Genomic DNA, 13777 nt, shown 5'->3' on the forward strand with positions numbered 1-13777 from the left:
CGGTGAGCCCGACCCGAGCGCCGCACCGACGCCCGACAGGGTCACTCCCAGGCCGTCGGCGTCCCGCCGGCGACCGCCGTGCCGAGCGCGCGCCCTGAGCCCTCGGCGGCTCCGGTGCCGACCCCACCCCGATACCGTCGGCACCCGACCGGTCCGTAGCCTGGGTCGATGTCGACTCTCAGGCCGAGACGCCAGAGGGTGCCGCCTCGCTGGCAGGGTACCCGAGAGTTTCCGCGGTTACGCGGCGGCGCTGTTGGGCGGCCCCGACTCCGACGGCTGCAGCACCACGTACCTCAGCGTGATGAGCGTCCACCCGGACGGGTTCGTCCTGGGCAGCGAGGGCGGCGACTGCGGCGGCGGTCAGACGATCTGGGCGCTGCGGGCGGCTCGTGGGACCGGGCGATCATGCTCCAGGCCGAGCCTTCGTGCACGGAGTTGGAGGGCGCGGGAATCCCGGTCGGCGTCGGGCTGCAGTGCAGCGACGGGGACGACTCGAGGACCTACTGAGCACGTGAGGATCTGGTCGCTCCATCCAAGGTTCCTGGACCGGCAGGGGTTGATCGCCTGTTGGCGGGAGACACTGCTGGCGCAGGCCGTGCTCGCCGGACGCACCAGGGCTACCGGAACCATCCGCAACTCGACCGGTTCCGTGCCGTCGACGACCCGCACTCCACTGTCGGGGCATACCTCGCGGCGCTCGCCGACGAGGCGGACGCGCGGGGTACCGGTTCGACCGCGGCAGGATCGACACGGTCGGCGTCGACGCCTCGATGGACGTCACCGACGATCAGCTGCGGTTCGAGCGGGCCCATCTCGCGGCGAAGCTCGCGGTCCGTTCGCCCGGACTGCTCGCCGCCCTCCCGAACTCCCGGACCCCCATCCGCTCTTCCGGGTCGTCCCGGGCCCGTGGAGGCATGGGAGCGACCCTGAACATGGCCGGCGGCCTCCGATCCGGGTGGATCGGAGGCCGCCGGTTCGTGTCCGCTCCCGTCAGGCCTTGAAGCGCACGATGTTGTTGACGACCCAGCCCTGGACGGTGCTGAAGGTGGTCCTGCCACCGGTCGAGGTCGCCTTGACGTAGGTCGTCCAGGTGTACGACCGGCAGCCGTTGCGGCCCGTGACCGCGGTGTCACACTCGGTGCGCCACCTACGACCGTCGGTTGCGGTCCATGCACCGGTGTGGCCGAGGGGTTGGCCGCCCACTGCGCGCGCGTCATCATCGGCAGGTACGTCATGTTGTTGAACGTCCAGCCGGTGACCTGCGTGTAGCCGTTGCCCCTGCGCTGAATGGTGCTCGCCCAGATGCTCGTGCGGCAGCGGATGTTCTGCGAGTACGGCTCGCAGGTGGTGTACCAGCGGCGGCCGTTGACCGTGTGCAGACCCGGGTGGAGTAGACGTCGACCTGGCCCGGGTGGGCTTCACCGTGGGCGTCGGGGTCGGAGTCGGCTTCACCGTGGGCGTCGGGGTCGGTGTCGGCTTCACCGTGGGGTCGGAGTCGGGGTGGGACTCGGGCGGCCTTCACCTCGACGGTGAAGGTGGCGTTCTTCGTGACCTCCCCGGACGTCCAACCGACCGTGATGACCTGGCTGCCCGCGATCGACCTGTCGTAGCCGTCCACCTTCAGCTCGGCCACAGCCACCGGTGCCTTCGACCCGTCGGAGAACGAGGCCTCCACCATGAGCCCGGTCAGGTTGAGGTCCTCACCGACCTTGTACGAGGTCTTCGTGGGTGCCTGCGTCACGGCGATCGACTCCAGAACGACCGGCTCGGCCGGGTGCTCCACGGCAACCGAGGCCGAGCCCCACACCGTCGGGGTGGCGCTCGACGTGGCGGTCACGGTGAGGGTGGTTGCCGTCTCATCGGCGCCGACGCTCAACAGACCCGAGTCGCTGATCGTCGTCGCTTCCGAGTCGGCGCCGGTGACGGCCCAGGTAAGAGCCTTGTCGGCATCCCCGATCGCCTCGACGGTCGCCGTGAACTGCTGCGTGTCGCCGGGTTCGAGGGTCACCGACGCGGGGTCGAGCGTCACCGAGGTGACGGCGTCCCCGAGGACGGTGAGCTTCAAGGTGGTGGCAACGGTGCCAGCGCTGCTCACGTACCAGGGCAGCTGGAGCGCGCCCTGGAGCGTGTACACGCCCGCCTCTTCGACGAGGGTCTCGTCGTAGTCCCATTCGACCCCGACCGCCTGGTTGTCCTTCGAGCCGTCGTTGTACGACACGAGAACGTGGGTAGGCAGCTTCGGCTGCTCTCCCACCGCGACGGTCCGCTCGAACGACTCGGCGCCCTGGATGGCGATGCCACCCTCAGACAACTCGGGTCGGACGTAGACCTGCGCCTCGGCGATGAGCCCGTAGGCGGAGTTCGTGCCGTAGACGAGGAAGGGCTCGACGTTGGTCTCGGCGACCATCTCGGCGGTGATCGCCTGCCACTGGAACGCGACCTTGCCGTCGGCCCCGCTCTCGTAGGTGACGTCGAGCTCGGCCGGGAGCGTCGGGACGGTGCCCGTCTGAGTCCGGATGATGACCGGCGAGGCGACCTCGGAGACCAGATCGCCGTTCACACGCCAACGGAGGACACCCGTTCCCGCCCCGCTGCCCTGCACGCCGGTGATCCGCACGCGCAGCGCCTTCGCCTCGACCGCCTCGAACCCGAGGTGGTTGTACCCGTTGAGCTTGAGCGCGTCCGCGTAGGTCGAGCCGCCGGTCAGGGTGACGGGGAGCCAGGTGGTGCCGTCGGTGGTGTACTCCAGCGCGTAGGCGTCTGCACGGGGAGCCCGCGTGCCTCCGCCGTCGTCGTACCAGTAGAGATCGCTCGAGGCGATCCTCACCGGGGTGTCCCAGGTGTACTGGATCCAGGCCGCCGTCGCCGGGCTGGTGCCGTTGTTGGGCTGGCCCCAGTTGCCCCAGCCGTTGCCCGCGCCGGGGCGGACCGCGACGGGTGGTCGGGTCGTTGACCTTGAGTGGGTTCTCCCAGCCCGCGGAGCCGGAGGTGGTGATGGTGCCTGTCGCTCCGAACTCGGCGCTGGTGGCCTTCTTCGTCAGCGTGACGTCCACGAACTTCTCACTGGTCTTGTCCCCGTCGGTGGCGGAGAACCGGAAGCGGTAGTCGCCCTCGACGGTGCCGGTCACCGTGGTGGCCAGCGCGTCGGGTGCGCTGATGATGACACCCGCTCCCGCGGGCCCGGTGACGACCTCCCAGCCGAAGCTGAGGGTGCCGTCCTCGGGGAGTCCGTCGTCGACCGCGGTCGCGACGAGCCGGTGGAGAGGTTGCCCACCTTGGTGGAGTCGACCTTCGCCGTGACCGTCGGCGCGTCGTTGACGACGACCGGGACCTCGCGGCCCGAGTTGAACACCTGGATCTCGGAGATCGCGGTGAACCGGCCGGGGGCGTTGGTGAAGGCGACGCGCAGTGAGTCGGTTGTGACCTTGTCGAACAGGACGTCGTTGGTCTTCGGGCTCGGGATCTTCGGGAGCTTCGCGGCCTCGACCGTCTTCCAGCCCGCGCCGTCAGGCACCTGGATGGAGAAGCGCTGGGGCTCGGAGTAGCCGCCGTCCTGGCGGTCGCTCATGAAGTACAGCATCACGTTGTCGATCTCGACGGGGAGCCGAAGTCGAGTTGCACCCACCCGGTCGGGCTCGTCGTGCCGTGGTTGCCCCAGTAGGGCTGGTCGGCGGTGACGCCGTCGGTGAGGGCGTCGAGGGTGACCGGGAGTTCAGTCTCCTTGATGGCGCCGGGGTGTAGTTCATGGAACCGGTCGAGAACCCGGGGTGTGGAACTGGCGCCACGGCGTCGGCCGTGACCCCTGCTGGGTGTGGTCGGCCGTGGCCGTCGCACCGGTGGCGAGGTTCGCGGTGCTGCGTTCCAGGTCGATGCCCGCCTTCTTCAGGTAGTCGATGACGCGGGCGTCCTCGATGTCGGTGTCGACGGCGGAGGCGAGGGTGCTGGTTGCGCCCGCGTGGACCGTCACGTCGAGGCCGTCCTCGGCCTGCGTGACCTTGTTGGTGTTCGGGTCGTAGGTGAAATGGCCGAGCCGGTCGGCAGAGGCGACGCGTTCGCCGTCGAGGAACAGCGAGTACCCGGTGCCAAGGCCGTAGTGCGAGCCGTCGGGATCCCACACGATCGTGACGTCACGCCCGTGGTAGCGCAGGTTGTTGACCATGAAGTGCCCGTAGCCGAGGTCGATGGGCCACAGTTCGATCGAGCCGTCGCTGCGCGGCTGGATGCCGCCCATGTCCTCGATGAAGATGTAGTTCATGTTCCCGAGCATCACGTGGTTCGGGTTGTTGCGGCCGTAGGTCTTCGTGGCGGGGTTCCAGTTCGAGTAGTACTCGGCCTGGTTCGCGTTGGAGGCATCGCCGTTGGGGTAGATGCTCCAGGCCATCCAGTCCAGCAGCCGTGCGGCGTAGTCGCCGTCGAGGTACTTCTGCTGGGTGTCGTAGTGCCGGAGCCCGGCGCGGACGCCTCGGTACTGCACGGTGAAGTTGATGTTGGAGAAGTTGTTCGAACCACCGATGCCGAACTTCGCACGGTCATACTGGTTGGCCGTGTAGAACGGGAAGATCGGGTGGTTGTCGCCGTAGCGGAGGAACCGGTAGCCGTCCACGTAGGTGTCGGCCCGGTCGAAGGGGATGACCTCCTCGGCGTAGACGTCGTAGAGGTTCGTCTCCTTCGCCGGGACCAGGTCGCGCTCGGCCGGGCTCAGAGGGTTCGCCTGGCCGTTGGCGGTGGCCGCCGAGGTCGCTCCGTGCGAGGTGCCCGCGAGGAACATCCGGGTCTCCTCGCTCCACAGCCGATCGAGAATCGCGGCCTGCATCCGGTCGGCCGTGTCGCGGAGCTCGGCGACCTTCGCTTCACCCACGCCCGCCATCTCGTAGAGGTCTGCGGCCGCCGTGAAGGCGCCCCAGACGTAGGCGGACTCGGGGCGTTCGATGGTGCGGGCTCCGGGAGCGCCGCCGCCGCTCTTCGGGAACCCGAAGGAGATGGCGTCCGAGTCGTTGCCCGGCATGTAGTTGGTGTCGTAGGCGATGAGCAGGTCGTCGTTGCCGTCGTAGTGGTCCAGCTGGCCCTTCGCATCACCCTCGAAGTAGCTGGCGAACTTCTCGGCGACCGCCTCACCGCCGCCGTGCACCTGATAGGCCTCGAGGCCGGCGGTGCCCATGTACTGCGAGTAGTGGTTGTTCCAGCTGGTGTGTCCGGGGAGTCGAGGAAGGCCGACGAGCCCGAGAGCTCGCCGAGGTTCAGCACCTGGCCGTATGCGAGATACGGGTTGCGGATCCACTTGGTGTCCTGGAGGTGCATGGGCTGCGTGAGGACAACCGAGTTCTGGTACAGGTTGACGCCCTCGATGGTGGTCGGGAACTGGTACACGTGGCCCGACTCGTTGGTGTCGAGCACGTTGTAGCGCTCGCCCCACCAGCGGTAGACGATGGCCTTCTCGATGGCCGGGTCCGGCACGTCGATGTAGGGATGTCGGCGGCCCACTGCTCGTTGAATGCGGTGATGCCGTCGCGCACGGCCTCATCGGGGCCTTCGCCGCGTACGCGGCGAAGGCGCCGGGGAGTCGGGCATGTCGTCGGAGTAGAGCACGCCGGCGACGGAGAGGTCGATGCTGCCGCCGCCGGGACCGTGACCTCGCGGACCAGGGCTCCGTCCGCGGCGGCGAAACCGGTCGCCTTGAGACGGATGGTGACGTCGCTCCACGGGGTGTCGACCAGGCCGTTGTTGGAGCCGGAGCGAAGTTTGGTGGTGCCGACCAGCTCGTCGGAGGCGTCGGCCTCCGCCTTGGCGATCGGGGACTCGGCGCGGAGCGTGAGCGTGACGTCGCTCGCGCCCGGGTTGCTGAGCGTGAGCGCGGTGACTGCGACGTTGTCATGGGTCATGAACTTCGCCTGATCGGCGGTGATGCCGGTGGTGCCGATCGTGTAACGGCCCTTGGCGTGGCTCGGGGCGTTGACGCGCTGGGCGCCGACCTCGGAGACCGACTGGCCGGGACGGTGATGGTGTAGAAGTTGCCGAGGTTGGTGACGCCTCCGGCGAACGCGCTTCCCGCGAATCCCATGGCCGAGAAGTTCGAGTTGCCGCGCATGTACAGCGAACGTCCACGCGTCTGGAGCACCGCGTTGTTGCCGGAGCCCTTGACACCCAGTATGCGGTCCAGGTAGTAGTCGGTTCCTCCCGCTGCCTTGTCCTTGGCGAAGATCGACTGCTGCATGCTGTCAGCCGTCCATGCGACCCCGGGGTGAGCGCCTGCTCGACCGGGGCGAGGTTCGTGTAGGTCGGCGTGCCGATGTCCATCACGTCGGAGAGGCCGTTGGTGTAGAGACCGACATCGCTGTCGTTGCCCGGCGCCACGTCGGCCACGGCCGGTGTGACGCCAGCGAGTAGCGCGAGGCTCGTCAGTGAGACCCCCACCACCTTGCTCAAGCGTTTGTACATCAGGGATGTTCCTCTCCGTTGAGGGAAGGCGGAGCTTCCGCGCCTGGGCGGACCCGACCCCCGTCGGTCGGGCAGGCACGGTCAATGCGAAATCTCCGCAATCCTTTTCGGAACCCTATCGTCAGCTTCCCTCGAAAACTAGAGCTTTGGGTTTCGACTTCCCGGAGGCGTCGGGCGGGTAGGTGGGCCCGGGCCTCACGGGCTGGTGCGGAGGCGGGACATGGGAGAACCCCCACCCGTGTGGGTGGGGTTCTGCCATCTGGTCACTTGGTCGGGGTGACAGGATTTGAACCTGCGGCCTCGTCGTCCCGAACGACGCGCGCTACCAAGCTGCGCCACACCCCGATGGCCCGTGAGCCGTGGGCAATATTAGCCGACCACGGCGTCGAGTGCGAACTGAGGGTCAGGCGGGCCGCGGAACAAGTGTGAGCAGCGTCGTCTCGGGGCGGTTCGCAAACCGGTACGGCGCAAACGGTGAGGTGCCGAGTCCTCCGGAGATGTGCAGCCATGACCGGCGCCCCCTGCCTGGTGCGTCGAGAGGCCCTTGGCCCGTCTCCTGTCCAGGTCGCAGTTGGTGATGAGCGCGCCGTAGCCAGGCACGCACACCTGGCCCCCATGGGTGTGCCCGGCGAAGATCAGGTCCATGTCGTCGGCGGTCATGGCGTCCAGCAGCCTCAGATACGGTGCGTGGGTGACGCCCAGGTTCAGGTCGGCGTCCGGGTCGGCGGGCCCGGCCACGAGGCCGTAGTCATCGCGGCCCAGGTGCCCATCGTCGGTGCCGCGGAGGGCCACCGTGAGTCCCTCGACGCGCAGGCTCACGCGCTGCCCGGTCAGGTCTGCCCAGCCCAGGCTCTGGAGGCCCGTTCGCAGCGCCTCCCACGGCAACTGCCTGGGTGCGGTCTCCATCCGCGACCTGCCGTCGAGCAGGTAGCGGACGGGATTCTTGAAGCGCGGGCATGGTAGTCGTTCGACCCGAACACGAACGCGCCAGGTAGCCCGCGCAGAGGGGAGAGCGTCTCCAGCAGCGGGCCGATCGACTCTGCCTGCGTGATGTTGTCACCCGTGTTGATCACCAGGTGCGGTTCGAGTGAGGCGAGCTCATGCACGAACCGGAGCTTGCGTTCCTGCCCTGCGGCCAGGTGGAGGTCCGAGATGTGCAGCACCTTGAGCGGCCGCGCTCCGACCGGCAGGACGGGCACCTCGACCCGTCGCACGGTGAAAAGGCCGGCCTCGAGGAGGCCCCAACCGAAACAGGCGGCACCGACCGCCGCGACGACGCCGAGCGCCGTCGATGCGTGCCGGATCACTCAGCCGCCCGGTGTCGTCTGCTTGCCGTCTTCCTTACCCGGTGGCGTCTTGCCCGGATCGGGCTTCGGCTTGGAATCCGGTTTGGAGTCCGGCTTGGGATCCGCACTTGGGTCCGGCTTGGGATCCGCGGGCTGTGGACCCTTCGAGATCTTGAGGTAGATCGTCGAGAACTTCACGGCCGTCCTGCTCGGCTCGATGCCCAGGAATGTGCCCTCCCGCGGCTGGAGTACACGTAACGCTTCGCGGTGCCGAAGCCCGCGGCCTGCAGCGTCTTCTCGGCCTCGCTGATGCCCATGCCCTTGATGCTCGGCACGTTCACCTTCACGCCCTCGAGAATGGTCTTCGACGGTGCCGTGAACCTGGTCTTCGGCTTGTCCTTGAGGGCCGACTTCATGGCGGCCTTCCAGATCTTGCCCGCGTCGCCACCGCCGGAGCCGTTCAGGCGGCCGCCGTTGACGCGGATGCCGTCCAGGCTCTTGCGGTGGTTCTTGTAGTAGGCGTGGGTCTTGTCGATGCCGATCATCGCGATGCCGGCCATCTCGGGGTGTAGCCGGCGTACCACACCGCGGCGGCCCCGTTGGTGGTGCCGGTCTTGCCCGCCTCGTCGCGTCCGTCGCGCAGCGCCGCCGGTCTACCGGTGCCCTGGAGCGCGACCGACTTGAGGATGTAGTTGACGCCGTCTGCCACATCCTGCGGGATCGCCTGCTTGCAGTCGGCGGAGGGCACCTCCACCTCGGTGCCGTCCTTTGTCTGCACCGACTGCAGGATGATCGGGTTGCAGTGGATGCCGCGGTTGGCGAACGTGGCGTACGCCTCGGCCATCGACAGCGGGGTGACGTCGGCCGTGCCGATCACGAACGAGGGCGTCTGCTGCATGGTGCGCATGTCCTTGCCGTTGGCGAGCTTCGCGCCCGCGGCCTTGGCCATGTCGATGGAGGCGCAGATGCCGGTGTCGCGCTCGAGCTGGATGAAGTAGGTGTTCACCGAGTTCCTGGCGGCCTCCATCATGTTGATGGTGCCGTAGCCCTTCTTGAACTGGTTCTGCGGGGTCCAGTCCTGGGTGAACTTGAAGCTTCCCTCGCAGTCGCGGAACGTGGCGTCCTTGAACGACATCTCGCCCGGCGAGTTGTATTCCTTGCCCGGGTCATCCCCATGTTGAGTGCGGAGGCCAGGGTGAACGTCTTGAACGTCGAGCCGGCCTGGAAGCCCTCGATGCCGCCCATTCCGGTCGTGACGTTGTAGTTGTAGTAGGTCTCACCCTTGGCCGCATCGTTGCCCATCGTCGGTCGTGACTGGGCCATCGCCACGATGAGACCCGTGCTGGGCTGGATCAGGACCGTGTTCGCGAGCACCGGGTCGGTGGGGAGACCATGCCGGCTACCGCGGCCTCGGCCGATGCCTGGGCGGCGGGGTCGATCAGGGTCTGGATCCGCAGCCCCCGCGGTTCAGGAAGTTCGTCCGCTCCTGCGCATCGGCACCCATGCTCGGCATCTTGTCGGAGACGAGGGTGCGCTTCACGTAGTCACAGAGGAAGGGGTAGGGGAGGAGAAGCAGCCCTTTGCGGTGCGATGCACCTTGTCCGCCTCGAACGTCTGGACGGCCTTCGCGGCGTCCGCGGTCTCCTGGGTGGTCATGCCCCACTTGACCATCTGGTTCAGCACGACATCGCGTCGGTCCATGGCCTTGTCGGGTGCTTGACCGGGTTCAGCGCGACCGGGTTCTGCACGAGGCCGGCGAGCATGGCCGACTGATCCAACGTCAGGTCCTTCGCGTCGACGTTGAAGTAGTGCTTCGCTGCCGCCTGGACGCCGTACGCACCGTCGCCGTAATAGGCGATGTTCAGGTAGCGCTCGAGGATCTGGTCCTTGGTGAGGCGCTCCTCGAGCGCCATCGCGTAGCGCGCCTCCACGATCTTGCGTTCGATCGTCACCTCGTCCGCCTTGCGGAGGGCCTCTTCGTCGTTCGCGGCGACGGCCATCTCGATCCGGACCATCTTCACGTACTGCTGCGTCAGCGTCGACGCGCCCTGGGTGTCACCCGCCAGCGTCTTCAGGAATGCCCGACCGAAGCCTTGGAAGTCGATCGCCCCATGCTCGTAGAAGCGGTGGTCCTCGACCGCGATCTGCGCGTCCTGCATGTTCTCGGAGATCTCGCTCAGCGGAACGTAGACGCGGTTCTCGTCATAGAACGTCGCCAGCAGGGTGCCGTCGGCCATGTAGACCTCGGAGCGCTGATGCTGCGCGGGCGTCTCCAGATCGGCCGGGATGTCATCGAGCGCACCCACGGCCAACTTGCCGCCGCCGCCGAGCAGGGCGGCGAACGGAACGGCCAATCCTGAGATGAGCAGACCCGCCAACACGCTCACGGCGAGGAACATCAGGAGGGAGTACGCCTTCTGGCTGAGGGAGGCAGACTTCATGGGCCCATCCTACGTGAAGGGCCACACCGACCCTCCTTTCCCGACCTGACTTGCGAATTCGAGCCGAAAGGCCACTGTTGCCAAGACCTTCGGATGCGCTAACTTGGTGGCTACTGACGGAACTGCGCGAAGGAGGGCAGCATGTCACTGGCTGAAGCAAGCGAATGGACGCTGCATGCCAAGTGCCGCGATTTGGCGGACGCACTCTTCCCCGAAGGCAAGGACCAGAAACGGGCCCGGTCCGTGTGCATGGGGTGTCCCGTGCGGTCCGAGTGCCTCGCTGAGGCCCTGGACAACCACATCGAGTGGGGCGTCTGGGGCGGGATGACCGAACGTGAGAGGCGGGCCCTGCTCAGGGCGAGGCCCGACATCGTCTCGTGGCGGGATGTGTTGGTGAACTACTCTGACCCCGGCGGCTCCACCATCACCATGTTCCCCGCGAACCGCCTCCACTGAGACCCCGGCCCGCGTCGGGCGTGGAGCCCGTCAATCACGCATGAAGCGCTCTGGGATGTCTACGATGCGGTCGACATCCCAGGGGCGCCCCCAGCCCGCGAGGTCGAACACCCAGTCGACCAACAGCGCGGTGAGGCCCCAGATGAACTCGTCGCCCAGCACGAATGCCGGCCCCGGAAGCCGCTCGGGTGTGCGGCGGTCACCCGCACATCCGTGGACGCGAGTTGCGACACCGGGTACGAGTGCACGGCGCCGGTCTCGGCCGGGTCGACCGGATAGAGGTCCTGCCCGCCGCCCCATGTCCCGAGCACCGCCGTCACGTCGTACCGTGACGCCGGCACCCACAGAGGGGCAGGACACCGAGCACCGTGACCAGCGACGGGTCGAGCCCGACCTCCTCGTTGGCCTCCCGCAACGCGGTGAAGGCCCGGTCCGTATCTCCTGGATCGACGCGCCCGCCCGGCAGCGCCACCTGGCCGGCGTGCCGACGCAGGGCCTCCGCCCTGGTCAGGAACGTGAGTTGCGGGTCGGTGGCGTTCGTGAAGAGCATGAGGACCGCGGCGGAGCGTTCACCGCGTGGCGTCCGGTCGAAGCCGAGCTGCGGGACGCGTGGCCCATCCTTGAGCGCGGCGATCAACCTGGTGAACGTGGGATCCGGCATCACACCCCAGGTAGTCAGAGGCGAGATCGAGCAACTGCTGCTCGGAGCTGAGCTGGCCGGCGTGGACTCCTGCGATCCTGCCGTCGGCATCGATGAAATAGGTGGTGGGAAGCCCGGGCACCTTGAGCGGAATCTGCAGTTCCTTGTCCATGTCCATCACGTGCGGGTACTCCCAACCCACCAGGCTCGCGAACTCGATGGCCCAGTCGGGCTGCGGGTCGTCGTAGTTGATGCCGATGAACGAGACGCCCTCCAGATCGGCGAGGGCCGAGCGTAGATGGGGTGACTCGGCGCGGCACGGCTCGCACCACTGCGCCCAGAGGTTGATGATCGTGGGCGTGCGGGGAGCCCGCGAGGTTGACCACCTTGTCGCTCCCGAGGCACATGAGCGCCGTGACGGGCAGCCCTCCCTCGACCTGGCGGGCGTCGGGGTCGGTGTCGGGGCAGTCGGGCAGCCCATACCGGACGCGGAGCGCGGCCAGGTCCCCGGGGAGGTCGGGCAGGGGCTGACGACACCTGGTCGGCGGGCGAACAGGCGGCGAACATGGTCAAAGCCGCGGCGGCGGCCAGAATCCGGGAGGGCCTCATCGTCTACCGAGACTACCCCGCCCCACCCTGCGGCAGGGGACGTCAGGCCCGCGGCTCGCGGATCAGCTCGGCGGCCTTGGCCGGATCCTGCTCCCCGATGTCACGACTGGGGCACAGGTCGTAGACGACGCACGCCCCGCACGCGGGGCGACGGGCGTGGCAGCAGCGGCGGCCGTGCCAGATGACCCGGTGGCAGAGCATCACCCACTCAGACGGCGGGAACAGATCGCCCACGGCACGCTCCACCACGTCGGGCTTGGTGCTGGCGACCCACCCGAACCGGTTGGCGAGCCGGATCAGGTGGGTGTCGGGGGTGATCCCCGGAACGTCGAAGGCGTTGCCGAGTACGACGTTGGCGGTCTTCCTCCCGACGCCCGGAGGGTGACCAGTTCGTCGAGTGTGCCGGGGACGACGCCGTTGAACTCGTCGACGATCCGCCTCGACAGGCCGATGACGGCGGTGGCCTTGTTGCGGTAGAAACCCACCGGCTGGATGATCGCCTCGACGTCGGCCTGCCCGGCCTCGGCCAGCTCGAGAGGGGACGGGTAGCGGCGGAACAGCTCGGGGGTGACGGAGTTGACCCGCCGGTCCGTCGACTGGGCCGACAGGACCGTGGCGACCAACAACTCGAACGGGAGGTGAAGTCGAGTTCGGCGCGGGCATCGGGATACAACCCGGCCAGCGCCTCGTTGATCGCCGCCGGCTGGTCCATCAGGCCTCTACGACCAGCTCGACCTCGACCGGCGCGTCCAACGGGAGTGCAGCGACACCGACGGCGCTGCGCACGTGCACACCGTGCTCGCCGAAGATGTCACCGATCAGCAGCGACGCGCCGTTGGCGACGGCCGGTTGGGCGGTGAAGTCGGGGGCGCTCGCCACGAACACCACAAGCTTGAGGACCCGGCCGATCCGGTCGATGCCGCCTGCCACCTCCGCCGCGGCCGCGACGGCGTTGAGGGCCGCGACCCGGGCCGCGGTCGTCGCAGCGGCCTGACTGACCTCGGCGCCGACCTTTCCGGTGGCGGTGAGGACACCGTCGATGAAGGGCAGCTGCCCGGAGGTCCAGATCTGGGCACCCGCACGGGTGGCTGGGACGTAGGCCGCCACCGGTGCCGCGACGGGGGCAGGTCGATCCCCAGTTCGGTGAGGCGCTCGCTTGCGCTCATCAGCGCGAGGTCGGGCGCTTGAAGTAGCCGACGAGGGTGTCGGGGTTCGGGCCGGGGCGAGCTGGATCAGCTCCCACCCCTCCGAGCCGAAGTTGTTGAGCAGCTGCTGGGCAACATGCGACAGGATCGGGGCGACGAAGTATTCCCATGTGGTCATGGCCCTAGCCTGCCAGTTCCTCTGTCACCGCGCCCAACTGTTCCGTGACGCGGGCTGCGCGCCACGGTGGGTCAGGGGAGGTCGCCGTCCTCGGCGTCACGGAACTGCGGAAGGCCGCCCGTTTTCAGGATGACGTCTGTTCCCTTCCGGCCGCTGGCGATGGAGTCGACGACCGCATCGAGGGTGGCCTTCGCCTCACTGATGGTCGCGGTGGGCATCTTGACCTGGGCGAACTTCCCGCGTCCGAGCGTGAACAGGATGCCCGCGATGAGCACCGAGATGAGCACCGAGGCGAGGAAGCCGAGCGTGAAAGAACCCCATGGCCCGATGGGGGTGACCGCGTTGAGCAGCAGCCCGATGGCGAGCGCAATGAGGATCACCAGCATCCAGAGCGCATGGAAGAGGAAAACGGCGGCACCGGCGAAGAAGCCCGTGCCGTAACCGGCCGCCTTCGCGCTCGGCTTGAGTTCGGCGGCGGCGAGCTCTGTCTCCTTGGAGACGAAGTCGGCGACAACGTCCTTGATCTCCACCAGTGGGTGTCGTGGCTCGATTGGCATGGCGCTCCTTCCGTAGGGGTCAGCCTAGTG

Annotated in this window: 17 protein-coding genes, 1 tRNA gene and 6 pseudogenes; 4 read left to right on the plus strand and 20 right to left on the minus strand. The window is 67.9% G+C overall.

The window, feature by feature from the left end:
- Nucleotides 1-511: 511 nt before the first annotated feature.
- Together G7085_RS35275 and G7085_RS15715 are read left to right on the plus strand one after the other, a co-directional pair.
- A pseudogene (locus G7085_RS35275) lies at nucleotides 512-604 on the plus strand (pyrimidine dimer DNA glycosylase/endonuclease V); the annotation flags it as partial.
- A 166-nt stretch (nucleotides 605-770) separates the two neighbouring features.
- On the plus strand, nucleotides 771-1001 hold the full coding sequence (locus tag G7085_RS15715) for a hypothetical protein (RefSeq protein ID WP_197511684.1): 231 nt from the start codon (nucleotides 771-773) through the stop codon (nucleotides 999-1001).
- Here the strand turns inward: G7085_RS15715 and G7085_RS15720 are convergent.
- The 3 genes and pseudogenes from G7085_RS15720 to G7085_RS26920 all read right to left on the minus strand — a co-directional run.
- Nucleotides 991-1203: a hypothetical protein gene (locus tag G7085_RS15720; protein ID WP_197511685.1), complete on the minus strand. Its 213-nt coding sequence runs from the start codon at nucleotides 1201-1203 to the stop codon at nucleotides 991-993. The genes G7085_RS15715 and G7085_RS15720 overlap by 11 nt on opposite strands.
- A gap of 28 nt (nucleotides 1204-1231) precedes the next feature.
- Entirely contained in the window at nucleotides 1232-2407 is a 1176-nt protein-coding gene (locus G7085_RS15725; protein WP_231980549.1) for an Ig-like domain-containing protein, read from the minus strand.
- A gap of 195 nt (nucleotides 2408-2602) precedes the next feature.
- A pseudogene (locus G7085_RS26920) lies at nucleotides 2603-2902 on the minus strand (discoidin domain-containing protein); the annotation flags it as partial.
- A gap of 53 nt (nucleotides 2903-2955) precedes the next feature.
- On the opposite strand from G7085_RS26920, the gene G7085_RS15730 reads away from it, so the two are divergent.
- Nucleotides 2956-3105, plus strand: a complete 150-nt coding sequence (locus G7085_RS15730) for a hypothetical protein (protein WP_231979598.1) — start codon at nucleotides 2956-2958, stop codon at nucleotides 3103-3105.
- A gap of 19 nt (nucleotides 3106-3124) precedes the next feature.
- Here the strand turns inward: G7085_RS15730 and G7085_RS15735 are convergent, their stop codons facing one another.
- From G7085_RS15735 to G7085_RS15790, 12 genes and pseudogenes are all read right to left on the minus strand, one after another.
- Entirely contained in the window at nucleotides 3125-3583 is a 459-nt protein-coding gene (locus G7085_RS15735; protein ID WP_197511688.1) for a hypothetical protein, read from the minus strand.
- Nucleotides 3584-3742: 159 nt separating this feature from the next.
- The gene (locus tag G7085_RS15740) at nucleotides 3743-5158 is read right to left on the minus strand and encodes a hypothetical protein (RefSeq protein WP_197511689.1); all 1416 of its coding nucleotides are present in this window, start codon (nucleotides 5156-5158) and stop codon (nucleotides 3743-3745) included.
- A 79-nt stretch (nucleotides 5159-5237) separates the two neighbouring features.
- Nucleotides 5238-5879 carry a hypothetical protein gene (locus G7085_RS15745; protein WP_197511690.1) on the minus strand — a complete coding sequence of 214 codons (642 nt, stop codon included), beginning with the start codon at nucleotides 5877-5879 and terminating at the stop codon, nucleotides 5238-5240.
- Nucleotides 5876-6211, minus strand: coding sequence for a hypothetical protein (locus tag G7085_RS15750; protein ID WP_197511691.1), 336 nt, complete (start codon nucleotides 6209-6211; stop codon nucleotides 5876-5878). The genes G7085_RS15745 and G7085_RS15750 overlap by 4 nt, the downstream gene beginning before the upstream one ends.
- A 492-nt stretch (nucleotides 6212-6703) precedes the next feature.
- Nucleotides 6704-6780, minus strand: a tRNA-Pro gene (locus G7085_RS15755).
- Nucleotides 6781-6838: 58 nt separating this feature from the next.
- Nucleotides 6839-7739: pseudogene (locus G7085_RS15760) on the minus strand (metallophosphoesterase).
- 3 nt (nucleotides 7740-7742) lie between these two features.
- Nucleotides 7743-7919 (minus strand): hypothetical protein, encoded by a 177-nt coding sequence (locus G7085_RS15765; protein ID WP_197511692.1) that lies wholly within the window; start codon nucleotides 7917-7919, stop codon nucleotides 7743-7745.
- The gene (locus tag G7085_RS15770; RefSeq protein WP_197511693.1) at nucleotides 7916-8281 is read right to left on the minus strand and encodes a PASTA domain-containing protein; all 366 of its coding nucleotides are present in this window, start codon (nucleotides 8279-8281) and stop codon (nucleotides 7916-7918) included. The genes G7085_RS15765 and G7085_RS15770 overlap by 4 nt, the downstream gene beginning before the upstream one ends.
- Nucleotides 8263-8856, minus strand: coding sequence for a penicillin-binding transpeptidase domain-containing protein (locus G7085_RS15775; RefSeq protein ID WP_197511694.1), 594 nt, complete (start codon nucleotides 8854-8856; stop codon nucleotides 8263-8265). The genes G7085_RS15770 and G7085_RS15775 overlap by 19 nt, the downstream gene beginning before the upstream one ends.
- Nucleotides 8748-9095, minus strand: coding sequence for a penicillin-binding transpeptidase domain-containing protein (locus G7085_RS30810; protein WP_197511695.1), 348 nt, complete (start codon nucleotides 9093-9095; stop codon nucleotides 8748-8750). Before G7085_RS30810 ends, G7085_RS15775 begins: the two co-directional genes overlap by 109 nt.
- A gap of 162 nt (nucleotides 9096-9257) precedes the next feature.
- A complete protein-coding gene (locus G7085_RS15785) occupies nucleotides 9258-9404 on the minus strand; it encodes a hypothetical protein (RefSeq protein WP_197511696.1) in 147 nt (48 codons plus the stop codon).
- Entirely contained in the window at nucleotides 9398-10162 is a 765-nt protein-coding gene (locus tag G7085_RS15790; RefSeq protein WP_197511697.1) for a transglycosylase domain-containing protein, read from the minus strand. The genes G7085_RS15785 and G7085_RS15790 overlap by 7 nt, the downstream gene beginning before the upstream one ends.
- Before the next feature lie 141 nt (nucleotides 10163-10303).
- On the opposite strand from G7085_RS15790, the gene G7085_RS15795 reads away from it, so the two are divergent.
- Entirely contained in the window at nucleotides 10304-10618 is a 315-nt protein-coding gene (locus tag G7085_RS15795; RefSeq protein WP_197511698.1) for a WhiB family transcriptional regulator, read from the plus strand.
- 30 nt (nucleotides 10619-10648) lie between these two features.
- Here the strand turns inward: G7085_RS15795 and G7085_RS35280 are convergent.
- The 5 genes and pseudogenes from G7085_RS35280 to G7085_RS15820 form a co-directional block, all read right to left on the minus strand.
- A pseudogene (locus G7085_RS35280) lies at nucleotides 10649-11168 on the minus strand (NUDIX hydrolase).
- A gap of 19 nt (nucleotides 11169-11187) precedes the next feature.
- Nucleotides 11188-11739, minus strand: coding sequence for a TlpA family protein disulfide reductase (locus G7085_RS15805; protein WP_197511699.1), 552 nt, complete (start codon nucleotides 11737-11739; stop codon nucleotides 11188-11190).
- Nucleotides 11740-11909: 170 nt separating this feature from the next.
- A pseudogene (gene nth, locus G7085_RS15810) lies at nucleotides 11910-12579 on the minus strand (endonuclease III).
- Nucleotides 12579-13033 (minus strand): annotated as a pseudogene (locus tag G7085_RS15815) (RidA family protein). Before G7085_RS15815 ends, nth begins: the two co-directional pseudogenes overlap by 1 nt.
- Before the next feature lie 228 nt (nucleotides 13034-13261).
- Complete coding sequence (locus tag G7085_RS15820) at nucleotides 13262-13720, minus strand: phage holin family protein (RefSeq protein WP_197511700.1); 459 nt, start codon at nucleotides 13718-13720, stop codon at nucleotides 13262-13264.
- Nucleotides 13721-13777 lie beyond the last annotated feature (57 nt).

The sequence above is a fragment of the Tessaracoccus coleopterorum genome (genome assembly GCF_011174705.1).
Taxonomy (GTDB): Bacteria; Actinomycetota; Actinomycetes; order Propionibacteriales; family Propionibacteriaceae; genus Arachnia; species Arachnia coleopterorum.